The organism is Prochlorococcus sp. MIT 1201 (assembly GCF_047303415.1).
In the GTDB taxonomy this organism is placed as follows: domain Bacteria; phylum Cyanobacteriota; class Cyanobacteriia; order PCC-6307; family Cyanobiaceae; genus Prochlorococcus; species Prochlorococcus marinus_D.
Map to the genome: position 1 here is coordinate 1,201,042 of NZ_CP138947.1, position 20,643 is coordinate 1,221,684.

Here is a 20,643-nt window from a genome sequence, read left to right on the forward strand (position 1 = left end):
AATGCCATCAGGAGGGAGAATGGAACTTGTATGACGAGCGTTATTGGCTGGCACTTCCCAGATAAGGCCGACTGCGACCTTGGCGCCCTTTGCCAAGCCTGACCGCTTCGATCCAGAACTGCAGACTTTTCTGGAGCAGGCCAGTGCTCGACTTTGTCAGTGGTTCGCAACAGCAAGCAATCGAGGCCCCTTACCAGCGCTTAGTGCTTTGCCTGATGTGGCGCCGCCGCCTCAAGGTCTTTCAGTTGATGCCTTGCTGGACGATTTGCAGTTGGTGATGGAAGGGGCTTATCAGCCTTCCCATCCAGGTGCTTTGGCTCATCTCGATCCGCCTCCTCTAACGGCATCCATCGCTGCCGATTTGATCTGCGCAGGGCTAAACAACAATCTTTTGGCCGAGGAGTTGTCACCCAGTCTTTCGCGTTTAGAGCGAGAGATGTGCCGCTGGTTTGCTGAGCGCTTGGGACTGCCGTTGACGGCTGGTGGTGTGGCAGCCAGTGGTGGCAGCCTCAGCAACCTCATGGCGATGGTGATAGGTCGCCAACAGGCAGATCTTCAAGATGATCCCAGGGCAGTGGTGCTTGCAAGTGTCGACGCCCATGTGTCACTCGCTAAGGCCATTCGGGTCATGGGATTGGCTAGCGATGCCTTGCAGACGGTGCCTGTCGATCAAGAGGGCTGCATGAATCTCGATGCCCTAGAGCATCAACTGAAAGCTCTCCGCGCAGAGGGGAGACCATGCTTAGCCGTTGTGGCGACAGCAGGCACGACTGTCCAGGGAGCTGTAGATCCCTTGGTAGCAGTAGCAGAGCTATGCAGACGCGAGCAGGTCTGGTTGCATGTCGATGGAGCCATTGGAGGGGTCTTTGCTCTAACAGCAGCCACTGCCTCTGTGGTTGAAGGAATCTCTCTAGCCGATTCGATCACAGTGAATCCTCAAAAGTTGCTTGGGATCACTAAGACATCATCCCTATTGCTAGTCGCGAACCAATCCCATCTTGCTTCAGCCTTCTCGACTGGCTTGCCCTATATGGAACCAGCCTGGGGTGACGGTCATGGAAGTGAAATTGGCCTTCAAGGAACTCGGCCAGCAGAGGTGCTCAAGCTTTGGTTGGGTCTGCGTCAACTCGGGGAGCAGGGAATTCAGTGCTTGCTGGAGGGGGCAATTCAGCGTCGTCAGTCGCTCGCGCGTCAACTCGATGCATCCAGGTTCATTCTTCTCAGCGGACCATTGCATCTCATTGCCTGTACCCCTAAGAACGCCGATGCAGATCAAGCCTCAGTCTGGTCATTAGCAACTCGGCAAAGCTTGCTGGAACAGCAGTTGATGGTGTCAAGACCCTTGCATCATGGTCGTCATTTCCTCAAGGTGGTCTTGGGCAACCCCCATACGCAATCGATTCATCTCAATCGGTTGGCAACTCTGATGAATCAATCTTTGCTGGGTTTGCGCTAATGGCTTCATCACCCCCACGAGGGCGCTGGGTGGCGATTATCACGACTGTTTTATCAGTAGCTATTGGATTGTTCTACCTGGCTTTGATCACAGTTCTGGATGCCCGAGGTCCGATGCGTCCGCCACCCCCCGAGGCCCTGGGCGTGGCGGGAGCTGTCGCCGTTTCTCCCGCTGAAGAGGCTCAACCACCCGCCGCAGGGCTGTCGTGAGAAAACGTTCCAGCGAAGATTCCCGTCGATTGAGATCGTAGTGACGTTGCACCACTTCCTGCATACCGCCATCCCCCCAGTCTTGATCCTGCTGGAAGTAGGTAATGAAACTGGCTCCAGCAACGCGTGTGAGCCAAGCAGCAGCGACCCCTTGTACCGCTCGGCCCAGCAACAGGGTGGGCAAGTTGACACTGAGAGCTGTGCCGATGATCGCCACTCCACCTTTAACAATGCCAAGTCCTGCCAAAGTGCGTCCTACTGATACCGCCAGTTCTTGTGCTCGGTTGCGAGTGAGTTGAACTCCATAGACCCGGGCGACCTCCATCACCATTTGGGCATTCACCGCTGCCGTCCCCAATAGATCCACTCCTGGGAGGGGAGTTGCAGCGACAACACCACCACTAATCCAGCTGTAACGATCAACACACTGACGCGCTTCATGCTGGCGTTGTCGATCCAGCAGCTGGCGACCGGCATCTCCCAGATGGCGACATTGCAGCAGAATGTTGTCTGCAAGCAGTTCTTCACCATCGGCATGTAGCACTGACGCAAGGCGACGCAGCAGGTTGTCGACCTCAGCAGGAGGCTGCAAAGGTCGTTTGCCGGGCCGTGGCAGAGACTGGGGTGCAGCGCTACAGGAGATCACATCCTCAGCTTCAAGCAAGCCCTTGCATCGCCCTCTCAACTGCGCCAAAAGCCGTCGTTCCTCTTCTTCACCGCGAAGATCGCATTTATTCAGAACTAGGAGCAATCGTTTGCCGAGATTGGCGAGGTTACTGATGACCTCCAGCTCTGAAGCGCGTAGATCACAATCCACAACCACCACCATCAGGTCAGCTCTACTGGCTCGTTGCCTTGCTTCCTTCTCTCGGCTTAAACCGGCTCTGCCTGCTTCAAGAATTCCTGGGGTGTCAGCCAGTTGAAGGCCTCGATCAAGTCCCTTTAAACGCAGTCGATAAATCTGGCTACTGGTTGTGGATCCCATGGGTGCACCAACCTCACCCACCATTTCGTTCAGGAGTGCTCGGATCAGAGATGTCTTGCCGCTGGAACCAGTCCCGAACACCACCACCATCAGATCACCACGGGCCAGTTCATCAGCCACCCTTTCTCTCTCTTGCTTAAGCCCTTCTCGAGTGACCTCGTCTTTGAGGCGTTCAAGCAGGCGATCAATGTTTTCAAGACTTTGCTTGGCTGCTTGATGACGGCTACTTGGAGGGGAAAGGGGCCGTTGATTGTTTTGAGCAGTTTCTAAGTTCTGACGCTTAAAAGCCTTCCACCAAGGCCATCCAACCTGATAGATCATCAAGATGATGAGGCCTGCTGTTAGTAACAACACCGGGCCTAGCAACCAGGGAGGTAGTAGGTAACTCAAATCCCAGAGCAGGTTCCTCACCACTTGCACTAGAACTCCGATGACGAGCAAGACCACCAGCGCGCAGGCGGTCCATAGGAGCAGCCGCTGACGGGAGATCATTTGTTTGTCATGCTTCCGCTGGCCTGCAGGTTCAATGGTCTTTGACCAGAGAGACAGCGTCTCGGATCTGGAACAGTTGGCATCATTGCTGAGCCAGAGACCAAGAATTTGTATCCGCAAGGCTCATGGCCGATCAATAGCAGATCTCTGGCATTAATGGTTGTGCCGGTCTTGCCATCTTCCATATCGCCAAGAGACCTATTGCACTGGCCCAGTTGATCACAACCATTTAAGGCATGCTCTGAATCTGCCCAGACCAGCAATTGTGATGCTTTTGCTGGCTGTATGCAGGAATGAGGCGAATAGGTCATTCAATCTTTGAGGATCGTGAAATCTTGATTTGATCGGCGTCGCATCATTCCAGCTCTCGGCCCCTCCTCCAACGCCAACAACGTGCATTGGTGAGTTTGAGATCATCTAGAGACCAAATGTTTGTCTTGATGATCAAGTAAGGCAAGCTCCATCCTTACGTTTCCACTAAAGCGGCAGCTATCGCTTTAAAGAACAACTTTTCGATCGGGTTGACTGATCTAATTGATGATCACTCCAGTCATGGCATAACGCTTAGGTGTGTTGTTGTCCATGGCGTCTTGTCAGGGCATCGATTCCGAAGCAAATCACGGCCAAATTGATCGCCACATCGGCTCCATTGAAAATCGGAAAGTCCACCGGTACAAGTTGCAGAAAGTCGGTGACGTGCCCTAGACGCCATCGGTCCAAGCCATTGCCGATCGTTCCGCCGAGCAGAAAGGACATTGCAAGGCCTTGCCATATCGGCATCTGCCCTGCTCTCCAAATCCAGACCATCAAACCAATGGTCACAGCCAAGCTGAGCAGGCCTAAGAGGAATGTTGCTCCATTGAAAAGATTAAAAGCTGCGCCTGTATTGCTGATCAGACGCAACTGCAATAGCCCAGGAACAAAAGGGAGTACGAAGCCTGAGTTGAGTTGTTGACGGGCCCAGCTTTTGCTGATCTGATCAATGAGCATCAGCAGGATGCTGATTAGCAGCATTGCCCTGCGTGATAGTTGACGTTGCTTCAGTATTTGAGGTTGATTCATTCAACAAACAGCAGGTTTCGCAATGGCAAGGCAAGTACACCAACGCCTGCACAGAGGACTAGTTGAGCGGGTAGGGGCCCAAAGGTATAGCTAAATAGCAGTTCTGGAATGCGATCAGGCCATTGGTATAGGACAGATCCGATAAGCAGATTGAGTACGCCGCAAAGTTGCAGCATGATCAGTCCCGCGATTGCTGCAATCGTCAGGCTCATTACATCATTCATGCCTGGTTGCTGGGCCAGACGACCACTGAGCCAAGCAGCTGGAACGAATCCAGCCAGGTAGCCAAAACCTGGTGTCAGCACATAATTGAGGCCTCCACCACCATGAAATACGGGTAGGTCAACGAGGCCAATGGTGAGATAGGCAACTGCAGCGATGACTCCAGCACGCGGACCGCATACGAGTGCACACAGCAATAGAGCTGGCACCTGCCAAGTACTTGGAAGCGTTAACACGTGCGGTTGTAAGTCAAGGCCAGGCAAGAGCAGCGCAGCAGGGATCAACCCTCCTACAAGGATCATCATCAGGCCGGCGAGGGCGCCGCTCCAGGTAGCCAGGGCTCGCAAAAAGGGTTTTCAGCTAGCTCCATCCTGCAGTAGGAGAGAGGCATTGCTCATTTCTGATGGAACCGGTTATTGGTCAACAGGTCCGTTTAAAGGTGCCCTTGCCTTATCTAAAGACCGCGGATCCCATGCCAATGCTACGGCCACCGGATTTGGTCTCCCCAGAAGAGCTTGGCGAGATCGTTGGACTGCGTGCCAAGGACATTTGTGTTGTGCGATTTCGTCATGGCAGCTTTCTGATCCCACTGGATCGCCTGATCTTTGACCTTTCAGATGTTGATGGCGCAAAGGGGGATTAAGAGCTTTGAACCACTTGCTTTTGCCAATCCTTGGCAAGGATTTGAAGGCTGTTTTCTGGGCCACAGAGACTTAGCAAGGGCATTCTTAGATGTCGTTGAGCTACCTTTTGCAGAGCGCTTCCATCAAGATTTTTGATTGCCTCCAAGCTGTGCTGGTCATAGTTGGCTGGCAGCCCTAGTCCCCGCAATTGGGCTCGGCGTTCTGCGCGTTGTCCAGTGGTTTGAGCTCCATGTGCGAGTTGACCATGGAATTTTGCGCGTGCCAGTTCAATGTCTTCTTCTGATATCTCTTGCTGGCTTAGTTCCCACCAGCTATCTAGAAGCAATTGAAGGGTGAGTTTTGCCTTGTCTTCGCTTGTTGAGGCATGGAATATAAATGGAGCGGCACACTTACGTACCGGGTGATGAGTGCCTACGTCGTAGGCCACCCCGTGTTGCTCTCGTAGACGCCTGAACAGCAAGCTCGACATGCCTAATCCCAGGTGGCAGTTCAGTAGACGCAGTGCTAGATCGTCTTCATGGCCATGCGCAAGGGTTGGCTGTCCAAGCATCATCACCACCTGACTTGTAGGTTCAGGCTGAAGACAAATGTTGGATTCGATCTGAATGCTCTCTGTTGAGATCTTGCTCGATTCAGACGTTCTCGCTTGCTGAGGTGGCTGATTGGGCCAGCGCTGGAAAGATTCCATTGCCTCCAGCCGCTGTTCAAGATCCTCTGGAAGGGTCCCAGAGAGGGCAAACACAGGTGATTGTGCTGTTAGCCCGTCGATTAGCGAAATTAATTGCTGTCGACCAAGTTGGTTGAGATCCTCGCTAAGGCCAAGGGGATCGTGGCCGTAGGGGCCACTGCCGTAAGCCATCTGCCTCCAGCCGTCAAAAGCCACGTGAAATGGGTCTTCTCTTTGTCTTTGCAAGGCCTGAAGACTGAGATCCCTTTCCAGCGTTACTTGACTTGAATCCAGATGCGGATCTATCAGCATCCAGCCAAGTAAATCAAGGAGTCGTTCGGCATCACGATCTGCACATTTGAGGCTAATTAGCAATCCGTCTTCGTGGGTATCGCAGCGCAAACCTGCCCCACACCCTTCAACGAGATCGGCTAGAGCAAGGTGGTCATAGGGTCCACAGCCCCTGGTCAAGAGGGCTCCGAGCAGTTGATGAACTCCCCGTTGCCCTTTTGGGTCAGCACCACTGCCGCCTCCAACCCAGAGCTTGGCGGCGATAACTCCCGGTGCGGCGATTGGATCTAAAACCACATCGAGAGGATTCATTCGTCTGCTTCCATCGGTCTGGCAACAAGGGTGAAGCTCCGCTCTGGTTGCAGTAATGGAAGCATTTGCTCGAGAAGTCGAGTCGGCGTCCATGCAGACAGGTGATCAAGTGGTGCCAACAAGGATTGAGGACGATGCCAAAGAGCTTGACTCCCTGCCAGGCCGGCTACTTGACTGGGAGCTTCAAGGCTGAAACACAGTCCATTTGAAACCAGTTGGCTAGCTCGTTCGATCTCCTGATTCTTGGGTGTTGATTCGAGGCTCGTCTGCAGTAAATGGTGGATTTCCTTTTCCACCCTGTCCAGCTGCGTCTCGTTGCAGCATGCTTCTAGCAATACAAGGCTGCCTTGTTCCAACACGGTTACATCCATATCGATCGATTCCACGATTTGCAATTCCTCTCTGAGGTGATGCACCAGTCGACTGCGACGTCCTTCCGCAAGCAGGGTGGTCGCCAGGTCAGCTCCCATCACCATCTCTTGGTTTGAGGCAGGGGGCATCGGCCAGGTCATCAATAGCCGGGTGGATTCCAGCCTGGGGACTTGAATTTCTCGTCGCCCTTTTTGAAAGCTGAGCGTTGGAGAAATGGCAGGATCAATGTCCTCCATCGTTTGGTGATTCAACTCAGCCAGACGGCTGTTGTTCAAGATTTCTTCCAGGCCTATCGGAATGGCACCCGCAATTGCTAGGCAACAGTTCGGGCCTCGATAGCGGCGGCTGTGGAACTCCCTCATTTGCTCGGGAGTACTTGTTTTTAGGCTTGCTTCAAAGCCAAGGATGGCTCGGCCGTAGGGATGATCTTCGCAGCATGCTTCGAGAAGCTGTTGGAGGACTTGATCATCCGGTTGATCTCGATATTGGGCAATTTCCTCCAATACGACGTCTCGCTCCATGGCATAGGCCTCTGAACGCAGAGCTGGAGTTAGAACGAGGTTGAGTAGTAGATCAAGTGCTGCCCTGGCTGCCTTTGGTGGTACAAGAACGTGAAAGTGGACGTCATCGAAACCTGTGGCGGCATTGCTGCTGCCTCCAAGCGCTTCGATTTTGCGATCGAATTCTCCCGCCTCCATCTGTGAGCTTCCCTTGAACACCATGTGTTCAAGAAAGTGGGCTAGTCCTTCCTCTCCTTTTTGTTCGCTTGAACTACCTGCTTTGCACCAGAGGTCTAAACAAGTCAGTGGTGCATCTGGCATGGATGCCAGCACGCAGCGGGTCTTGTTCTTTAGAGCCCAGTGTTGAAGACTGGGCTTAGGGGTGGAGCGTGTCAGAGGTGCATGTCAAAGTCCCATTCTGATCCTTCTTGCCATCGTGCTGCCTTTTCCCTCCACAAGCGGCCCGGCAATTCATCCGTTAATCGAGTCGTTGGCAGCGCGGATAAGGCAGCGCAGGGCGCAGTTACCGGAGCTCAGTCCATTTGCACTGGATTCAGTGATGGAGTCAATCAGCGGCCAGCTTGATGGAGAGGAGCTGCTGATTAGCAATGAATTGCATCGTTGTCGGGGGATGCGCAAGTTGCATTTGGAGATAGCAAGGCTGGGAGGGGGACTGCAAGTACTTCATTGCGTCTTCTTTCCCGATCCTCGCTTTGATCTACCAATTTTTGGAGCCGATATTGTTGCTGGTCCTGCCGGTATTTCGGCGGCCATCGTGGATCTTTCGCCTGTAGGACTAACAATGCCAGTGGCCCTACTCCATGGCCTTGAGTCACTGCCCATTCCTACGTTTCAACAGGTGAGGGAATTGCCTGAATGGGGATCCATTTTCTCGCCATTTGTCCAGTTCATCCGTCCAGCTAGTAGCCAAGAGGAAAGCTGGTTCGTGGATTTAGCAGATGGCTATCTCAAAGCTCTTATCTCTAGCGTCATTGACGCGACTCCCGATGCTTCTGATGCGGCATCTACGATCCAAAGGCATAAGAGCCAACTCTCCTATTGCATCCAACAGAAACGCAACGACAAGACACGTGGAGTGCTGGAGAAGGCCTTCAATCCTCAATGGGCGGATCGATACATCGAGGAAATCTTGTTCGAGGATCCACCTCCCCTTTAAGCAGCAAAACCTGGAGATGGTTGATAACCGGAGGTATCTGCCTTGTTGTAGCTATTGGTATCTGGAGCCTTACGCGTCGGCCTGAGACACCTCCAGAAAGTCCTGTGCTGGTTCCAGCTGCCAGACCAATTGAAGCTGTTGCGGCCTTGGGGCAACTTCAGCCCGCTGGTGATATCCGTCGCTTGGCCGCCCCTGCTAGCGGGTTTGGTGGCACTCCACGGGTTGCCAAGCTCAGTGTTCGTGAAGGTGATGCCGTTAAGCGTGGTCAGGTTCTAGCAGAGTTCGACAACCGACCTAAAACTTTTGCTGATCTGGCAGCTGTCCAAGCTCGACTGGAGACCCTCGAGGTTCAGTTGCGAATGCAGCGGCGGGAGGTCACTCGTTATCAAAAAGCTGCCCTGGTTGGAGCTTCATCTCTGGTGGATTTGGAGGAAAAACAGGAAGAACTCGTCAAAATCGATGGCCAACGTCGGGAGGCTTTGGCTGAAATCAGCGGACTTGAGGCTGATCTCGCTGATAGTCAATTGAAGTCTCCCCTCGATGGTGTGGTGTTAAGAGTGCACACTCGCGTCGGGGAGCGTCCAGGTAGTGATGGCGTGATGGAAGTTGGCGCCAATCAGACCATGGAAGCCTTGATCGAAGTTTATGAGTCGGATGTGAATCGAGTGAATGTTGGACAAGTTGTTCGCTTAACCAGTGAAAACGGTGGATTCGATGGGACTTTGATGGGTCGTGTGGAACGCATTAGCCCCCAGGTTCGTCAGCGCAATGTGCTCTCAACTGATCCAACTGGTGATGCAGATGCCCGCGTAGTTGAAGTTCGGGTCAGTCTTGACCAGAACTCAGCTGCTCGGGTGAGAAGTCTCGCGGGGATGAAGGTGATCGCTCGCTTTCAGCCCTCGTGATGTCTGACTTTTGGCAACGGCGGAGGATCCCTCTGGCTTGGTTGCTACTGAGTCGTCAACCTTTACGGCTTTTGGTTGCTTTGGCAGGAATCTGCTTCGCCGGAATCCTGATGTTCATGCAATTGGGTTTCCGAGATGGTTTGTTCGATGCCAGTGTCACCGTGCATCGTCTCTTTGATGCTGACCTGGTGTTGATGAGCCCTCGCTCGATGAGCTCGATCAGCATGAGTGGATTTCCAAGGCGTCGCTTGGTGCAGTCCATGGCACATCCAGATGTTCAGGGCATCACGCCTGTGAACTGGAATTTTTTGCTTTGGAGAAATCCTCAAACCCTCACGACTCGCCAGATTCTTGCCTTAGGTTTCGAACCGGGGGATTCGCTGTTCACAGATCCTGAGCTTGCGGCCAAGGCAAAAGCACTCACAAGTCGTGGTCGAGTTTTATTTGATCAACGATCTCGAAATGAATTCGGACCTATTGCCAAGTGGTTAGATGAGGGCCGAACTGTTGAGACTGAGCTCGCCGGGAAAAGGGTTCGGGTAGCGGGATTAGTCAGCCTGGGGCCATCGTTTGGAGCTGACGGCAATCTGCTCACCAGCAGGGAAACATTCCTTGAGCTGTTACCCAGCAATCCGCCTGGAAGCATTGAAATCGGTTTGCTAAGGCTGCGACAAGGGGCAGATCCAGATGCTGTGGTTCGATCTCTCACGGCGAGTTTGCCCAACGATGTGAAGGTCTTTACCAAGGAGGCTTTCATTGAGTTTGAGAAGAATTACTGGCGAAGCAGTACTTCCATTGGCTTCATTTTCAGCCTCGGTGCAGCAATGGGTTTTGTTGTGGGGTGCGTGATTGTCTATCAAATCCTCTACACCGATGTCAGCGATCATCTGCCTGAGTACGCCACTCTGATGGCGATGGGTTATCGCTTGAAGACTCTTCTAGGCGTGGTAGCTCGTGAAGGGATCTTCCTGGCAGTGATGGGATATGTGCCGGCCTATGCCGCCGGCCAGGCCCTATACGCCTTGGTACGCAGTTCGACAAAATTGCCTGTGGCAATGGATCTTCCGCGTGCCGTGCTTGTTTTCAGCCTGATCCTGGCGATGTGCATGGGCTCAGCGGTGCTGGCGATGCGCCGATTGGTCGATGCCGATCCTGCAGAGATTTTCTGATGGGTCTTTTCTCTTTCAATCATTCGATCAGAAGACATCGCCATGAATGAAAAGCTCATGGTTGAAGTTCAGGGTCTCAGCCACTGGTTTGGCATTGGTGCAATGCGACGTCAGGTGTTGCAGTCCATTTCTCTGCAAATAGCCCCTGGCGAAGTGGTGTTGCTCAGCGGGCCTTCAGGCTGTGGCAAAACCACCCTACTCACTTTGATCGGAGCGCTCCGCACAGTTCAAGAAGGAGATGTATGCGTGTTCGGCCATCAGTTACGTGGATCAGATCGTCGCCTTCGCCAACGGCTTCGATGTCATATCGGCATGATTATTCAGGGCCACAATCTTTTGCGGTGTCTCACAGCTGAACAGAACGTGCAGATGGGAGCTGATTTGTTGCCAGGTCTGTCTTATCGGGCTCGCCGTGATCAGGCTCGCTATTGGTTGAGGGCTGTGGGGCTAGTCGATCACCTCAGCAAACTGCCCCATGATCTTTCTGGCGGCCAAAAACAACGAGTCGCAATTGCACGTGCGCTGGCGGCTCAACCTCAGCTATTGCTAGCCGATGAACCCACAGCAGCCCTCGATAGCGTCACAGGAAGGGAAGTGGTAGAGCTGCTTCAACGATTGGCCCGAGAACAGTCTTGTGCGGTGTTAATGGTGACCCATGATCCCCGCATTGTTGATATCGCGGATCGATTGGTGCAGATGGAAGATGGACGCCTGATCTCCTCTCTTGGTTAGGTTGGTTAAAGATCTCTAGTTTGGAAGTTTTAACAGCATGGCCAAGCGCAGAAACCTCAAGAAAGAAAAGCAAGAGCGGAATCGCTCCTATGCCCGCAAATTCAAGAAGCGCAAGCTACGCAATGACGGCCGAGGTGAGGGAGCTGGTAATGGTGTAACCGGAACTGCCAACAACGGTGGTGCTGCCGACTAATCCCATCGACAGACTTTTTCAATCAAGAGATGGGGGGCATTGATGGGCCCCCTTTTTTCATGTCTCTAGGCTGTTGCTTGTCAGCAGCAGATTTGGTTGCGAATGTTCGCAAGCGTCGTGATACCCACCTACAACCGTCGATCGATTCTTGAGAAGTGTCTGTTGGCTCTCGAGCAACAGATCCTTTTCTCTGAGCTAGATGGTTATGAGGTGGTCGTGGTGGATGACGGCTCCACGGATGGCACACCGAGCTGGCTGAGGAATGAGGCGTCTCGCTTTCCACATGTGCGCATGGTGGAGCAAGATCATGGGGGCCCGGCAGAGGGGCGTAATCGCGGGGTAGACAATGCCCGAGGTGATCTCATTGTTTTTATCGATAGTGATCTCGTTGTCACCGAGTCGTTTCTCGCCTGTCATGCGAGAGCTTTGCAAAAAAGTTGGCAGCAACGCGGTGATCGACTTTCTTTCACCTATGGCGCGGTGATCAACACGGCAAATTTCGAGCAGCCCACTACAGAACCTCACAAATTCCAGGACAACTCATGGGCTTACTTCGCAACAGGCAATGTAGCCATTGATCGAGAGGTACTTGAACGTTCTGGACTATTCGATACCAATTTCCGTCTGTATGGCTGGGAGGATCTAGAGCTGGGGGAACGACTTCGACAGATGGATGTTGAGTTGGTGAAATGTCCCGAAGCAGTTGGTTATCACTGGCATCCTGCCCTGCGTCTTGAGCAAGTTCCTGACCTGATCAGAGTTGAGCGGGAGCGGGCCAAAATGGGCCTGATCTTTTATCGCAAGCACCCGACGCGACGGGTGCGTTTCATCATCCAATTCACCTGGCTTCATCGGTTGTTATGGGAGTTGCTTACGCTCGGTGGATTACTTAATGAGCGCAGCCTCAGGCCTTTACTTGGCTGGTTGATTCGCAACGGTCATCAAGGTTTGGCAATGGAGCTCTTGCGTTTACCCCTGAACCGAATCGGGGTACGCGCTCTCTTCAAAGAAGCAGCACTAACAGGGCTGCGCTGAGCTGTCGCTTTGATAAATTTCAATGGTTCTTTCATTCCGCACACCTGTCCGTTTCGGGTGATGAATGAGTCGACCCATGCCTTTTGGCTGAATCGTCTCGCATACCTGGCAGGTGGAGGCGAACCCGAAACCTAAAACCTATGGCTGTTGTCACGCTTTCAGAAATGATGGAGGCGGGCGCCCACTTTGGGCATCAAACCCGTCGCTGGAATCCAAAGATGTCGCGCTACATCTATTGCGCGCGTAATGGAGTCCATATCATTGACCTAGTGCAGACCGCGATCTGCATGAACAATGCCTACAAATGGACTCGTTCTTCCGCCCGAAGTGGAAAGCGATTCCTGTTTGTTGGTACCAAAAAGCAGGCCTCTGAAGTGGTGGCGTTGGAAGCCACTCGCTGCGGAGCTTCCTATGTAAATCAACGTTGGCTTGGTGGCATGCTCACCAACTGGACCACGATGAAGGCTCGAATTGATCGATTGAAGGATCTGGAGCGGATGGAATCCAGTGGTGCTATTGCCATGCGACCCAAGAAAGAAGCTTCCGTTTTGCGTCGCGAACTTGAGCGACTGCAGAAGTACCTCGGTGGTCTCAAAGGGATGAGACGGTTGCCTGATGTCGTGGTGCTAGTTGATCAACGCCGTGAAACCAACGCTGTGCTTGAAGCCCGCAAGTTGGACATTCCCTTGGTGTCCATGCTTGACACCAATTGCGATCCTGACCTTTGCGAGGTCCCGATCCCTTGTAATGACGATGCCGTTCGTTCTGTGCAGCTTGTGCTGGGCCGACTGGCTGATGCCATCAACGAAGGCCGTCATGGCACTAATGACCAAAGAGGTGCTGACGACAGCGACGATTGAGTCCATTTACAGCGCTAAGTTCTCGCCGCCGTCCTCCTCATCTGGTCGGCTGCATCCCTAATACTCCTCACCCCAATTACCCATGGCGGACGTATCAGCCAAAGTTGTCAAGGACCTGCGCGACAAGACCGGCGCGGGAATGATGGACTGCAAGAAAGCCCTTGCAGAGAGTGACGGAGATATGGTCAAGGCGAGCGAATGGCTGCGTCAGAAGGGTATTGCCAGTGCAGAGAAGAAATCTTCTCGCATTGCTGCTGAAGGTGCCATTGGTACTTACATCCACACCGGAGCCAGGGTCGGGGTACTTCTTGAATTGAACTGCGAAACTGATTTTGTTGCTCGTGGTGATTTGTTCCAAGGGCTTTTAAAGGATGTCGCTATGCAAGTGGCGGCCTGCCCGAATGTCGAATACGTGAGCACAGAAGAGATTCCTGTTGATGTCGTTGAAAAGGAAAAATCTATTGAGATGGGTCGCGATGATCTTTCTGGCAAGCCTGAACAGATCAAGGCAAAAATCGTTGAAGGACGAATTGGCAAGCGCCTTAAGGAACTGGTCTTGCTTGAGCAACCCTTTATCCGTGACAGCTCCATGACGGTTGCGGAACTCGTCAAGCAAGTTGCTGGCAAGATTGGAGAGAATATCAAGGTTCGCCGCTTCACCCGCTACACCCTTGGGGAGGGGATTGAAGTGGACCAGACTGATTTCGCTTCGGAAGTAGCGTCCATGAAGACTGCTTAATTTTGGCTGCGGAGAAGTAGAGATTGCAACGCTTCGAGCCCGATCAGCAGATTGCCGCACTAAAAAAGCAGAGTCAGCGCTTGTCGCTGACTCTGTACCACGATTTAGCTCTCTACCTGCAATTATTACGTAGGGAACTGCTTAATGTTGTCCGTCAAGCCCTGTTCCTGTTGATAACTGATCGGGATCAGAATCGTCTGAGTGGGCTTTCGGACAAAACAAGGGCAGCTTTTCAAGATCAGGTTGAGCAATTGGTCTGTCATTGCTGTTCCTTATTGACTGTCGAGCAGTTGATGGATCTGGTTCGCCAGATGGAACGTGAACGCCAGAGAAAGAGCGATCAAAACAGGCGTGAGCTGTTGTTGGCTTTTCGTTCTGAACAGGACTCCATGCAAGAAGCTGAGGGGTCCATTCACCTAAGCCTTGATCCTCCACTCGAGCATCCTGATCGTCTCGGCAGCATGTTGACTTTTGATCATGATCCCCAAAACGCAGGCTTAAGCGAAGGGTTGGCTAGTAATGAGGATGTCGTTGAGCCTGATTTAGGCAAGGGTGATCAGGCTCAACTTGACTCTCAGGAGTTGGAGTTGGCCTCAGAGGACTCAGAACCGATTGGCGGGCAGAAGGGTGATCTTGATGTGCTTCGCTCTCTCTTTGTCATGGCTGGAGAGACCATGGCTACAGAGAATATCTTGACCAGTGAATTCAGCGATTTGCAGCCTGTTGACAGCACCCTGTTTCACAGTGGTCTTGATGAGGAGCAGGTTTTTTTGCCCGTGAGCCCCCTTGAACTAGCACGTTGGCTGGAATCTCTTGATCGTGCCCTCGCTCGTAGATTGCGCAATCTTTCCCATGCTCTCAACGTGGAAATGTTGCGAGCCGGAATTGTCAACAGCCTCTTACCAATCAGCTTGCTTGATGCTGTGTTGAATGGTCAGTTGGAATCTGAACCTGTGGCATCCAATTTGCTGAGATTACGCGTACCGGTATCAACCAATCCAATGGTCCTAGAGGGCATGGAGATCATTTGCGTTCTTCTGCGCCCATCCGAATTGGAGTTTGACGACCCGCGTTTGCGACGTTGTCGGGCTCAACTCAAGCGACATCGCCGTACCTTGCTCAAAATGGTTCGACAACAGCGGCACTGGCAACGTCGCGCCATGGCTCAGGAGGTAAAGCAACAGTGGTGGCAGAGCCCTTCCGCCAATCCTCCAACCAGTCCACCCAAGGCCTGAGTACGGATCAGTCGCAGCATCTACTCAGCTGGATGCGCATTCTGCAGCAAGCGTTAACCCTGGAGGCTGAGAACGGTTTTAAGAATCTTGAGGGACGTCAGGAGAATTTTCATGCATTCTTGGTGCGTCAGTTAACAGACCCACCCTCTGGATTGCTGCCTACTAAAAGTCAGGCTCGTCTCGGCCAACTAGCTGAAGCCTTTGCGAGTTATCCAGACAGCTCTGAATCGGCGCGACGTCGATTGGTGACGGACTCAAGACAGCTTCTACATGGCATTCGCCAGGAATTGGAACCACCAACGCCAATAGGCCCTCCCAGACTCAAGCAGGGGGGAGCTGAAAGGAAACGGCAGATTCCTTTACCTAGTGGGAACCGCTCTCTGACGTTGGAAAGCCCACTGTCAGAAGTGAAAGGAATCGGCCCAAAACTTGCTGAACGCTTTGCCGGGCTTGGATTACTGCTCGTCAAAGATTTGCTGCAGTACTACCCCAGGGACTATGTGGATTATTCCTCGCTGCGGCGTATCCAGGCCCTAGAGGCAGGGGAGGCGGCCACGATTGTGGCCACAGTGAGGCGTTGTCATGGCTTCACCAGTCCACGCAACCCAAATTTGTCCATTCTTGAGCTGCAGCTTCAAGACCCAACTGGTCGGCTCAAAGTGAGGAGATTTTTCGCTGGTCGGCGTTTCAGCAGCCCTGCTTACCTCAAAAGCCAGTCACGCCTTTACCCGCCAGGAGTCACTGTGGCCGTAAGTGGATTGGTCAAAGGGGGGCCTTACGGAATGAGTTTTCAAGACCCTTTGATTGAGGTCATGGAGAGTCCACATTCGCCGTTGCGATCGCAAAGCATTGGCCGCTTATTGCCTGTGTATGCCCTCACTGAAGGCCTTACGGCTGACCGTTTTCGTGATCTGGTACGGCAGGTTTTACCTTTGGCAGCAAGTTGGCCTGAATCCCTGCCTGAACAACGTCGTCAGGCATTGCGTTTACCCAGAAGAAGCGATGCCTTGGTCGCAATTCATCATCCAGACGATCAACACACATTGAAGTCTGCTCGACGTCGATTGGTCTTTGACGAGTTTCTTCTATTGCAGTTGGGGTTGTTGAAACGGCGAGCAGAGCTGCGCAGTTGTTCTGCTCCTGTATTGCAGACGGCAGGGCGGCGAGATGGCCTTGTGGCTCGCTTCCTGGAGCTTTTGCCATTCCCTCTCACAGCAGCTCAACAGCGTGTGTTGACGGAAATCGAAGCTGACCTGGTGCTCTCGGAACCAATGGCGCGCCTCATTCAGGGAGATGTTGGTAGTGGCAAGACGGTTGTCGCCATAGCAGCCCTGCTCACAGCGGTAGAGGCTGGCTGGCAAGGGGCTTTCATGGCACCCACTGAGGTCCTTGCCGAGCAGCACTACCGCACATTGTGTTGTTGGTTGCCTCAGTTGCATGTCAGCGTCGAGTTACTTACGGGGGCAACCACTCGTATACGTCGCCGTCAGATCCTTGATGATCTCGTCAATGGATCCTTGAAAATACTGGTAGGCACCCATGCCTTAATCGAAGATCCTGTTGCCTTTTCAAGACTGGGGCTGGTGGTGGTTGACGAACAGCATCGCTTTGGAGTGAAGCAACGCAACAGATTGTTGAACAAGGGGCTCCAACCTCATCTTTTGACGATGACAGCAACACCCATTCCTCGCACACTGGCACTTTCGTTGCATGGGGATTTGGATGTGAGTCAGATCGATGAATTACCTCCCGGTCGTACCCCCATTCAAACTCAGATGATTAAGGGCTGCGATCGGGATCAGGCCTATCAACTCATCCGTGATCAAGTGTCTCGTGGCCAGCGCGCTTATGTGGTGTTACCGCTGATCGAGGACTCCGAGAAACTTGATCTGCGTTCAGCAGTTAAGGTTCACACCCATTTATCAGAACAAGTATTTGAGGAGTTCACGGTTGGATTACTGCATGGACGTTTGAGTAGCTCAGAGAAGCAGGGCGTGATTCAATCCTTCGCAGCGGGTGATTGCCAGGTGCTGGTCTCTACCACTGTGGTGGAGGTAGGCGTGGATGTACCTCAAGCAAGTGTGATGGTGATCGACCACGCGGATCGCTTTGGGCTAGCCCAATTGCATCAACTGCGAGGTCGTGTGGGACGTGGCGCAGCGGCATCCCATTGCGTACTCATCAATGACAGCACAAACCCATTAGCAAGGCAGCGACTTGAAGTCCTTGTGCGCTCCAGTGATGGCTTTGAGATTGCTGAGATTGACTTACGCTTGCGAGGGCCAGGGCAGGTGCTTGGCACCAAACAGTCTGGATTGCCTGATTTGGCCCTGGCCAGCCTGGCGGATGATGGGGCCGTGCTTGAAGAGGCTCGTGATGAGGCTCAAAGACTGCTCAGCGAAGATCCAAACCTGACTGACCACTCTCGGCTCAAGGAGTTGCTGGAGGCACAGTGGCAGCACCTGAGCGGAACAGCCCATCTGAATTGAGTCCATTGATTTTTCCACACACTTGAGACTCGTTTGAGTCTTAATACTCAGAAATCACGAGTCGATGTGCTTTCTGCTACCTCAGTTGCCGAAGTCGCTTCCGGTGCAGTCATTGTCGTTAATGCCTATTTTTTTTGGCTAGTACCGCAAAGGCACTGTGCTGCAAGAGATCTCACTGAATAGCTGGCAGTAATTTTTTGATTGTTTGATTTTCAACTGTTTGTCAAGGTTTTACTTGCTTGATGTTGGTTCGCTGTACCAATTTCCAATCTCGCAGCATCAACGAGATTTGCTTTGTGGAAAACTAGGTTATCGCTGTGGAAATGTTGTCGGCGCGAACTTTTTTCCTGCTGCGCCCTTGGAGTGATAGGCCCATTCGTGATTGCGGGGAGTGCCTCAATCAAATCCCTCTTTCATTGCCCCGATTGGAGCCACATCCCTATGCATCCTTAGGTGCCCCCTATGGTGTAGATGCTGATCCCTTTCGGCTGCGTCAGAGTGTGATTGATCGGCTGCTGAGTGCTCAAGATGAACTGCAGCAAGAGCATCCAGAACTTTGCCTTGCCATTTTTGATGCCTGGCGACCGATTCCGGTTCAAGCTTTTATGGTCGAGCATGCCATCGCTAAGGAATGCCTCAAACGCAAACTGAAGCGCGACGACCCTAGTCAGGCCGAGGAGCTGCAAAGGGTCATTGATGATGTTGGCAGGTTTTGGGCTCCGCCCAGCCTCGATCCTTGTACTCCACCTCCTCATAGCACTGGAGCTGCCGTGGATCTCACCCTTGCTGATAGCCAGGGAACAGCTCTGAATATGGGTAGCGAGATCGATGCTATTGGCAGCATTTCAGAACCGGATCACTACCGCGAAGCTGCGCTCGATCAGCCTCAATCAGAGGCTTACCTCTGGCACAACAGGCGAAAAGTTTTAGCAGAGGCCATGGGTAAAGCTGGGTTTTCTCAGCACCCGAATGAGTGGTGGCATTTCAGCTATGGAGATCAACTCTGGGCGTGGAGAACGGGTGTCGCTGAAGCAATCTATGGAGCCTGTCCTTTACCAGACAGCAAACCAAGGACGGCTTGATCGCCAAGTTTGTTGACATGATCTCCGAGGCTGCGTCGACCACCAGCTTGCTTCCAGCTCAGCAATAGGGGCTCAAGCGTGCTCTCGAGTTGATCGAGGGGCATCCGCTGTAGATAGGGTTTGGCAAGACGTTGCAGATTTGGGGTGCCTCCCAGCCAGAGTTGATATTGATCGACACCACTTCCCACTAGAGCAAGCTCGGCCATATAGGGCCGAGCGCATCCATTGGGACAACCTGTCATGCGGATCAGGATCGATTTAGTAATTTCAAGACGTCGCAGCTGAGCATCAATTCGCTCAAGCAAGGCAGGCAGGGTTCTCTCTGCTTCGGTTACCGCCAGACCACACAAGGGCAACGCAGGGCAAGCCATTGCATGCCGTGCCAGCATCGCAGGAGCCTCTGGGGCGCGGATGCCTAAAGCGGCTAGAGCTTTGCGCACACTAGATCGTTGTGACGTCCCGATATTGCAGAGCAATAGATCCTGATTCGGTGTTAGGCGAATTTCAAGTTGAAAGGTCTCCACCAGTTGGCGGAGTCCTTTCTTTAGATCTCCTTCCAAGCGACCAGAGAGCAGTGGCAAACCAACAAACCATTGGCCAAAGCTTTGCTGATGCCAGCCCAGATAGTCCTCAAGTTTGCTCTTTGGTTCAGGCCTTAACGCTTTGATTGGATGAAGGAAGTATTTGCTCTTGAGTTCCTGTTTAAACCAGCTGATCCCCTGATCATTGAGAAGATATTTCATGCGGGCATGACGCCTTGTCTTTCGGTCTCCGTAGTCGCGTTGCAAGGCCAAAATCGACTGCACCAAATCCAATACATGCTCTGCAGCCACATAGCCAAGAGGATCAGCTGTGCGGGCGAATGTCTGTTCATTGTTGTGGGTTCGCCCCATGCCGCCACCCACATAGACATTGCAACCCTTGATTTCACCGTTTGCAGCAGTAAAGACAACTAAACCGATGTCATTGGTAAGGAGATCAACTGAGTTATCGCCTGGCACGGTGACAGCGCACTTAAATTTGCGCGGCAAGTAGGTCGTGCCATAGAGAGGTTCCTTGGCATCTCCACTGAAGACGTTGCCCTGATGCTGGCGGGTACGAACTTTTTTCACTCTCCTGGAGGGGCGGATGCGGTAGGTCGCACTTCCATTCACCCATAGGTCCAGATAGGACCCCTCCGCTGCCGTTGGGCTGAGAACATCGGCGATTTCATTGGCAAGTTGTCGGGCAGCTGGATAACCACCTTTCTCATAGGGAGCTGCTGGTGCCATAACGTTGCGAGTGATATCACCACAAGCCGCCAGGGTTGATCCCATTGATCGGATGATTGTGCTGATAACTTCGCGCAGGTCCTCCTTGCGGACCCCATGAATCTGGAACGCCTGGCGGGTAGTGGCCCGCAGGCTCCCATTGCCAAGGCGATTGGACAGATCATCTAAGGCTAAAAACAGTGCTGGTGGAATACGTCCGCCAGGGCTGCGCAGACGCAGCATCATTTGCCAATCCTTACCCGCACTTTTCTGGCGGTTATCTCGGTTGTCCTGTTGATAGCTTCCGTGGAATTTGAGCAGCTGAACGGCGTCGTTGCTGAAGTGATCACTGCTGTTCTCAAGTTCAGCAGCCAGGGGGTCTAGTAAGTAGCAGCTGTCAGCCTTGAATTGTTCAAATTTGCTCAGCTCTGCTCCACTGGCGAGACAAGCTGCGAACTTGAGATCTGCCGCTTGGCCAGATGTTGTCTGCCCTTCGGTCACGGCGTCAAAATTTTCCTAATACACCGTAGCGAAATGCACACGACCTGTTGAGCTGCTCCCTTCA

At 52.8% G+C, this 20,643-nt stretch carries 20 protein-coding genes; 13 read left to right on the forward strand and 7 right to left on the reverse strand.

From position 1 onward, the window contains the following. The first annotated feature begins 43 nt into the window (after positions 1-43). Positions 44-1,456, forward strand: a complete 1,413-nt coding sequence (locus SIB41_RS05805; RefSeq protein WP_413361170.1) for a pyridoxal phosphate-dependent decarboxylase family protein — start codon at positions 44-46, stop codon at positions 1,454-1,456. A gap of 87 nt (positions 1,457-1,543) precedes the next feature. Here SIB41_RS05805 and SIB41_RS05810 read toward each other — a convergent pair whose 3' ends face one another. The 4 genes from SIB41_RS05810 to SIB41_RS05825 all read right to left on the reverse strand — a co-directional run bounded on the left by SIB41_RS05810 (position 1,544) and on the right by SIB41_RS05825 (position 4,773). Next, positions 1,544-3,142 (reverse strand): YcjF family protein, encoded by a 1,599-nt coding sequence (locus SIB41_RS05810; RefSeq protein WP_413361172.1) that lies wholly within the window; start codon positions 3,140-3,142, stop codon positions 1,544-1,546. Then, a complete protein-coding gene (locus SIB41_RS05815) occupies positions 3,139-3,453 on the reverse strand; it encodes a carbamoyl-phosphate synthase subunit L (RefSeq protein WP_413361174.1) in 315 nt (104 codons plus the stop codon). The genes SIB41_RS05810 and SIB41_RS05815 overlap by 4 nt, the downstream gene beginning before the upstream one ends. Positions 3,454-3,706: 253 nt before the next feature. After that, positions 3,707-4,204, reverse strand: a complete 498-nt coding sequence (lspA, locus tag SIB41_RS05820) for a signal peptidase II (protein WP_413361176.1) — start codon at positions 4,202-4,204, stop codon at positions 3,707-3,709. Continuing rightward, entirely contained in the window at positions 4,201-4,773 is a 573-nt protein-coding gene (locus SIB41_RS05825) for a biotin transporter BioY (RefSeq protein ID WP_413361178.1), read from the reverse strand. The genes lspA and SIB41_RS05825 overlap by 4 nt, the downstream gene beginning before the upstream one ends. Positions 4,774-4,829: 56 nt before the next feature. Here SIB41_RS05825 and SIB41_RS05830 point away from each other — a divergent pair, with 56 nt between their 5' ends. Further along, positions 4,830-5,069 carry an NAD(P)H dehydrogenase assembly family protein gene (locus tag SIB41_RS05830; protein WP_413361180.1) on the forward strand — a complete coding sequence of 80 codons (240 nt, stop codon included), beginning with the start codon at positions 4,830-4,832 and terminating at the stop codon, positions 5,067-5,069. On the opposite strand, the gene SIB41_RS05835 is transcribed toward SIB41_RS05830, so the two are convergent. Then, positions 5,066-6,433, reverse strand: coding sequence for a M16 family metallopeptidase (locus SIB41_RS05835; protein WP_413361182.1), 1,368 nt, complete (start codon positions 6,431-6,433; stop codon positions 5,066-5,068). The genes SIB41_RS05830 and SIB41_RS05835 overlap by 4 nt on opposite strands. Then, a complete protein-coding gene (locus tag SIB41_RS05840) occupies positions 6,337-7,533 on the reverse strand; it encodes a M16 family metallopeptidase (protein WP_413361428.1) in 1,197 nt (398 codons plus the stop codon). The genes SIB41_RS05835 and SIB41_RS05840 overlap by 97 nt, the downstream gene beginning before the upstream one ends. Positions 7,534-7,594: 61 nt before the next feature. Between SIB41_RS05840 and SIB41_RS05845 the strand changes: the two genes are divergently transcribed. The 11 genes from SIB41_RS05845 (at position 7,595) to SIB41_RS05895 (ending at position 18,828) form a co-directional block, all read left to right on the forward strand. Next, positions 7,595-8,389: a phycocyanobilin:ferredoxin oxidoreductase gene (locus SIB41_RS05845; RefSeq protein WP_413361184.1), complete on the forward strand. Its 795-nt coding sequence runs from the start codon at positions 7,595-7,597 to the stop codon at positions 8,387-8,389. Between the two features lie 20 nt (positions 8,390-8,409). Then, positions 8,410-9,294 (forward strand): HlyD family efflux transporter periplasmic adaptor subunit, encoded by an 885-nt coding sequence (locus tag SIB41_RS05850; protein WP_413361430.1) that lies wholly within the window; start codon positions 8,410-8,412, stop codon positions 9,292-9,294. Beyond that, a complete protein-coding gene (devC, locus tag SIB41_RS05855; protein ID WP_413361186.1) occupies positions 9,294-10,463 on the forward strand; it encodes an ABC transporter permease DevC in 1,170 nt (389 codons plus the stop codon). The genes SIB41_RS05850 and devC overlap by 1 nt, the downstream gene beginning before the upstream one ends. Positions 10,464-10,505: 42 nt before the next feature. Beyond that, on the forward strand, positions 10,506-11,195 hold the full coding sequence (locus SIB41_RS05860; protein ID WP_413361188.1) for a DevA family ABC transporter ATP-binding protein: 690 nt from the start codon (positions 10,506-10,508) through the stop codon (positions 11,193-11,195). 37 nt (positions 11,196-11,232) lie between these two features. Further along, the gene (locus SIB41_RS05865; RefSeq protein ID WP_011129965.1) at positions 11,233-11,388 is read left to right on the forward strand and encodes a hypothetical protein; all 156 of its coding nucleotides are present in this window, start codon (positions 11,233-11,235) and stop codon (positions 11,386-11,388) included. A 102-nt stretch (positions 11,389-11,490) separates the two neighbouring features. Beyond that, entirely contained in the window at positions 11,491-12,423 is a 933-nt protein-coding gene (locus tag SIB41_RS05870; RefSeq protein WP_413361190.1) for a glycosyltransferase family 2 protein, read from the forward strand. 140 nt (positions 12,424-12,563) lie between these two features. Next, positions 12,564-13,283 (forward strand): 30S ribosomal protein S2, encoded by a 720-nt coding sequence (gene rpsB / locus SIB41_RS05875; protein ID WP_011129963.1) that lies wholly within the window; start codon positions 12,564-12,566, stop codon positions 13,281-13,283. 82 nt (positions 13,284-13,365) lie between these two features. After that, complete coding sequence (gene tsf, locus SIB41_RS05880) at positions 13,366-14,022, forward strand: translation elongation factor Ts (RefSeq protein WP_413361192.1); 657 nt, start codon at positions 13,366-13,368, stop codon at positions 14,020-14,022. A 23-nt stretch (positions 14,023-14,045) separates the two neighbouring features. Beyond that, positions 14,046-15,257 (forward strand): hypothetical protein, encoded by a 1,212-nt coding sequence (locus SIB41_RS05885; protein WP_413361194.1) that lies wholly within the window; start codon positions 14,046-14,048, stop codon positions 15,255-15,257. After that, complete coding sequence (recG, locus tag SIB41_RS05890) at positions 15,206-17,746, forward strand: ATP-dependent DNA helicase RecG (RefSeq protein ID WP_413361196.1); 2,541 nt, start codon at positions 15,206-15,208, stop codon at positions 17,744-17,746. Before SIB41_RS05885 ends, recG begins: the two co-directional genes overlap by 52 nt. Positions 17,747-18,069: 323 nt before the next feature. Next, positions 18,070-18,828, forward strand: a complete 759-nt coding sequence (locus tag SIB41_RS05895) for a M15 family metallopeptidase (protein WP_413361198.1) — start codon at positions 18,070-18,072, stop codon at positions 18,826-18,828. Here SIB41_RS05895 and SIB41_RS05900 read toward each other — a convergent pair. Next, complete coding sequence (locus SIB41_RS05900; protein WP_413361199.1) at positions 18,783-20,579, reverse strand: NADPH-dependent assimilatory sulfite reductase hemoprotein subunit; 1,797 nt, start codon at positions 20,577-20,579, stop codon at positions 18,783-18,785. The two genes, SIB41_RS05895 and SIB41_RS05900, sit on opposite strands and share 46 nt — an antisense overlap. Positions 20,580-20,643 lie beyond the last annotated feature (64 nt).

Excerpts from the sequence above, each read along its gene's own strand:
- SIB41_RS05895 (WP_413361198.1), top strand. The coding sequence starts at position 18,070 with ATGTTGTCGGCGCGAACTTTTTTCCTGCTGCGCCCTTGGAGTGATAGG.
- SIB41_RS05815 (WP_413361174.1), bottom strand. The coding sequence starts at position 3,453 with ATGACCTATTCGCCTCATTCCTGCATACAGCCAGCAAAAGCATCACAA.
- SIB41_RS05865 (WP_011129965.1), top strand. The coding sequence starts at position 11,233 with ATGGCCAAGCGCAGAAACCTCAAGAAAGAAAAGCAAGAGCGGAATCGC.
- SIB41_RS05835 (WP_413361182.1), bottom strand. The coding sequence starts at position 6,433 with ATGGACGCCGACTCGACTTCTCGAGCAAATGCTTCCATTACTGCAACC.
- SIB41_RS05860 (WP_413361188.1), top strand. The coding sequence starts at position 10,506 with ATGAATGAAAAGCTCATGGTTGAAGTTCAGGGTCTCAGCCACTGGTTT.
- lspA (WP_413361176.1), bottom strand. The coding sequence starts at position 4,204 with ATGAATCAACCTCAAATACTGAAGCAACGTCAACTATCACGCAGGGCA.
- SIB41_RS05830 (WP_413361180.1), top strand. The coding sequence starts at position 4,830 with ATGGAACCGGTTATTGGTCAACAGGTCCGTTTAAAGGTGCCCTTGCCT.
- rpsB (WP_011129963.1), top strand. The coding sequence starts at position 12,564 with ATGGCTGTTGTCACGCTTTCAGAAATGATGGAGGCGGGCGCCCACTTT.
- SIB41_RS05810 (WP_413361172.1), bottom strand. The coding sequence starts at position 3,142 with ATGATCTCCCGTCAGCGGCTGCTCCTATGGACCGCCTGCGCGCTGGTG.
- tsf (WP_413361192.1), top strand. The coding sequence starts at position 13,366 with ATGGCGGACGTATCAGCCAAAGTTGTCAAGGACCTGCGCGACAAGACC.
- devC (WP_413361186.1), top strand. The coding sequence starts at position 9,294 with ATGTCTGACTTTTGGCAACGGCGGAGGATCCCTCTGGCTTGGTTGCTA.
- SIB41_RS05870 (WP_413361190.1), top strand. The coding sequence starts at position 11,491 with ATGTTCGCAAGCGTCGTGATACCCACCTACAACCGTCGATCGATTCTT.
- SIB41_RS05840 (WP_413361428.1), bottom strand. The coding sequence starts at position 7,533 with ATGCCAGATGCACCACTGACTTGTTTAGACCTCTGGTGCAAAGCAGGT.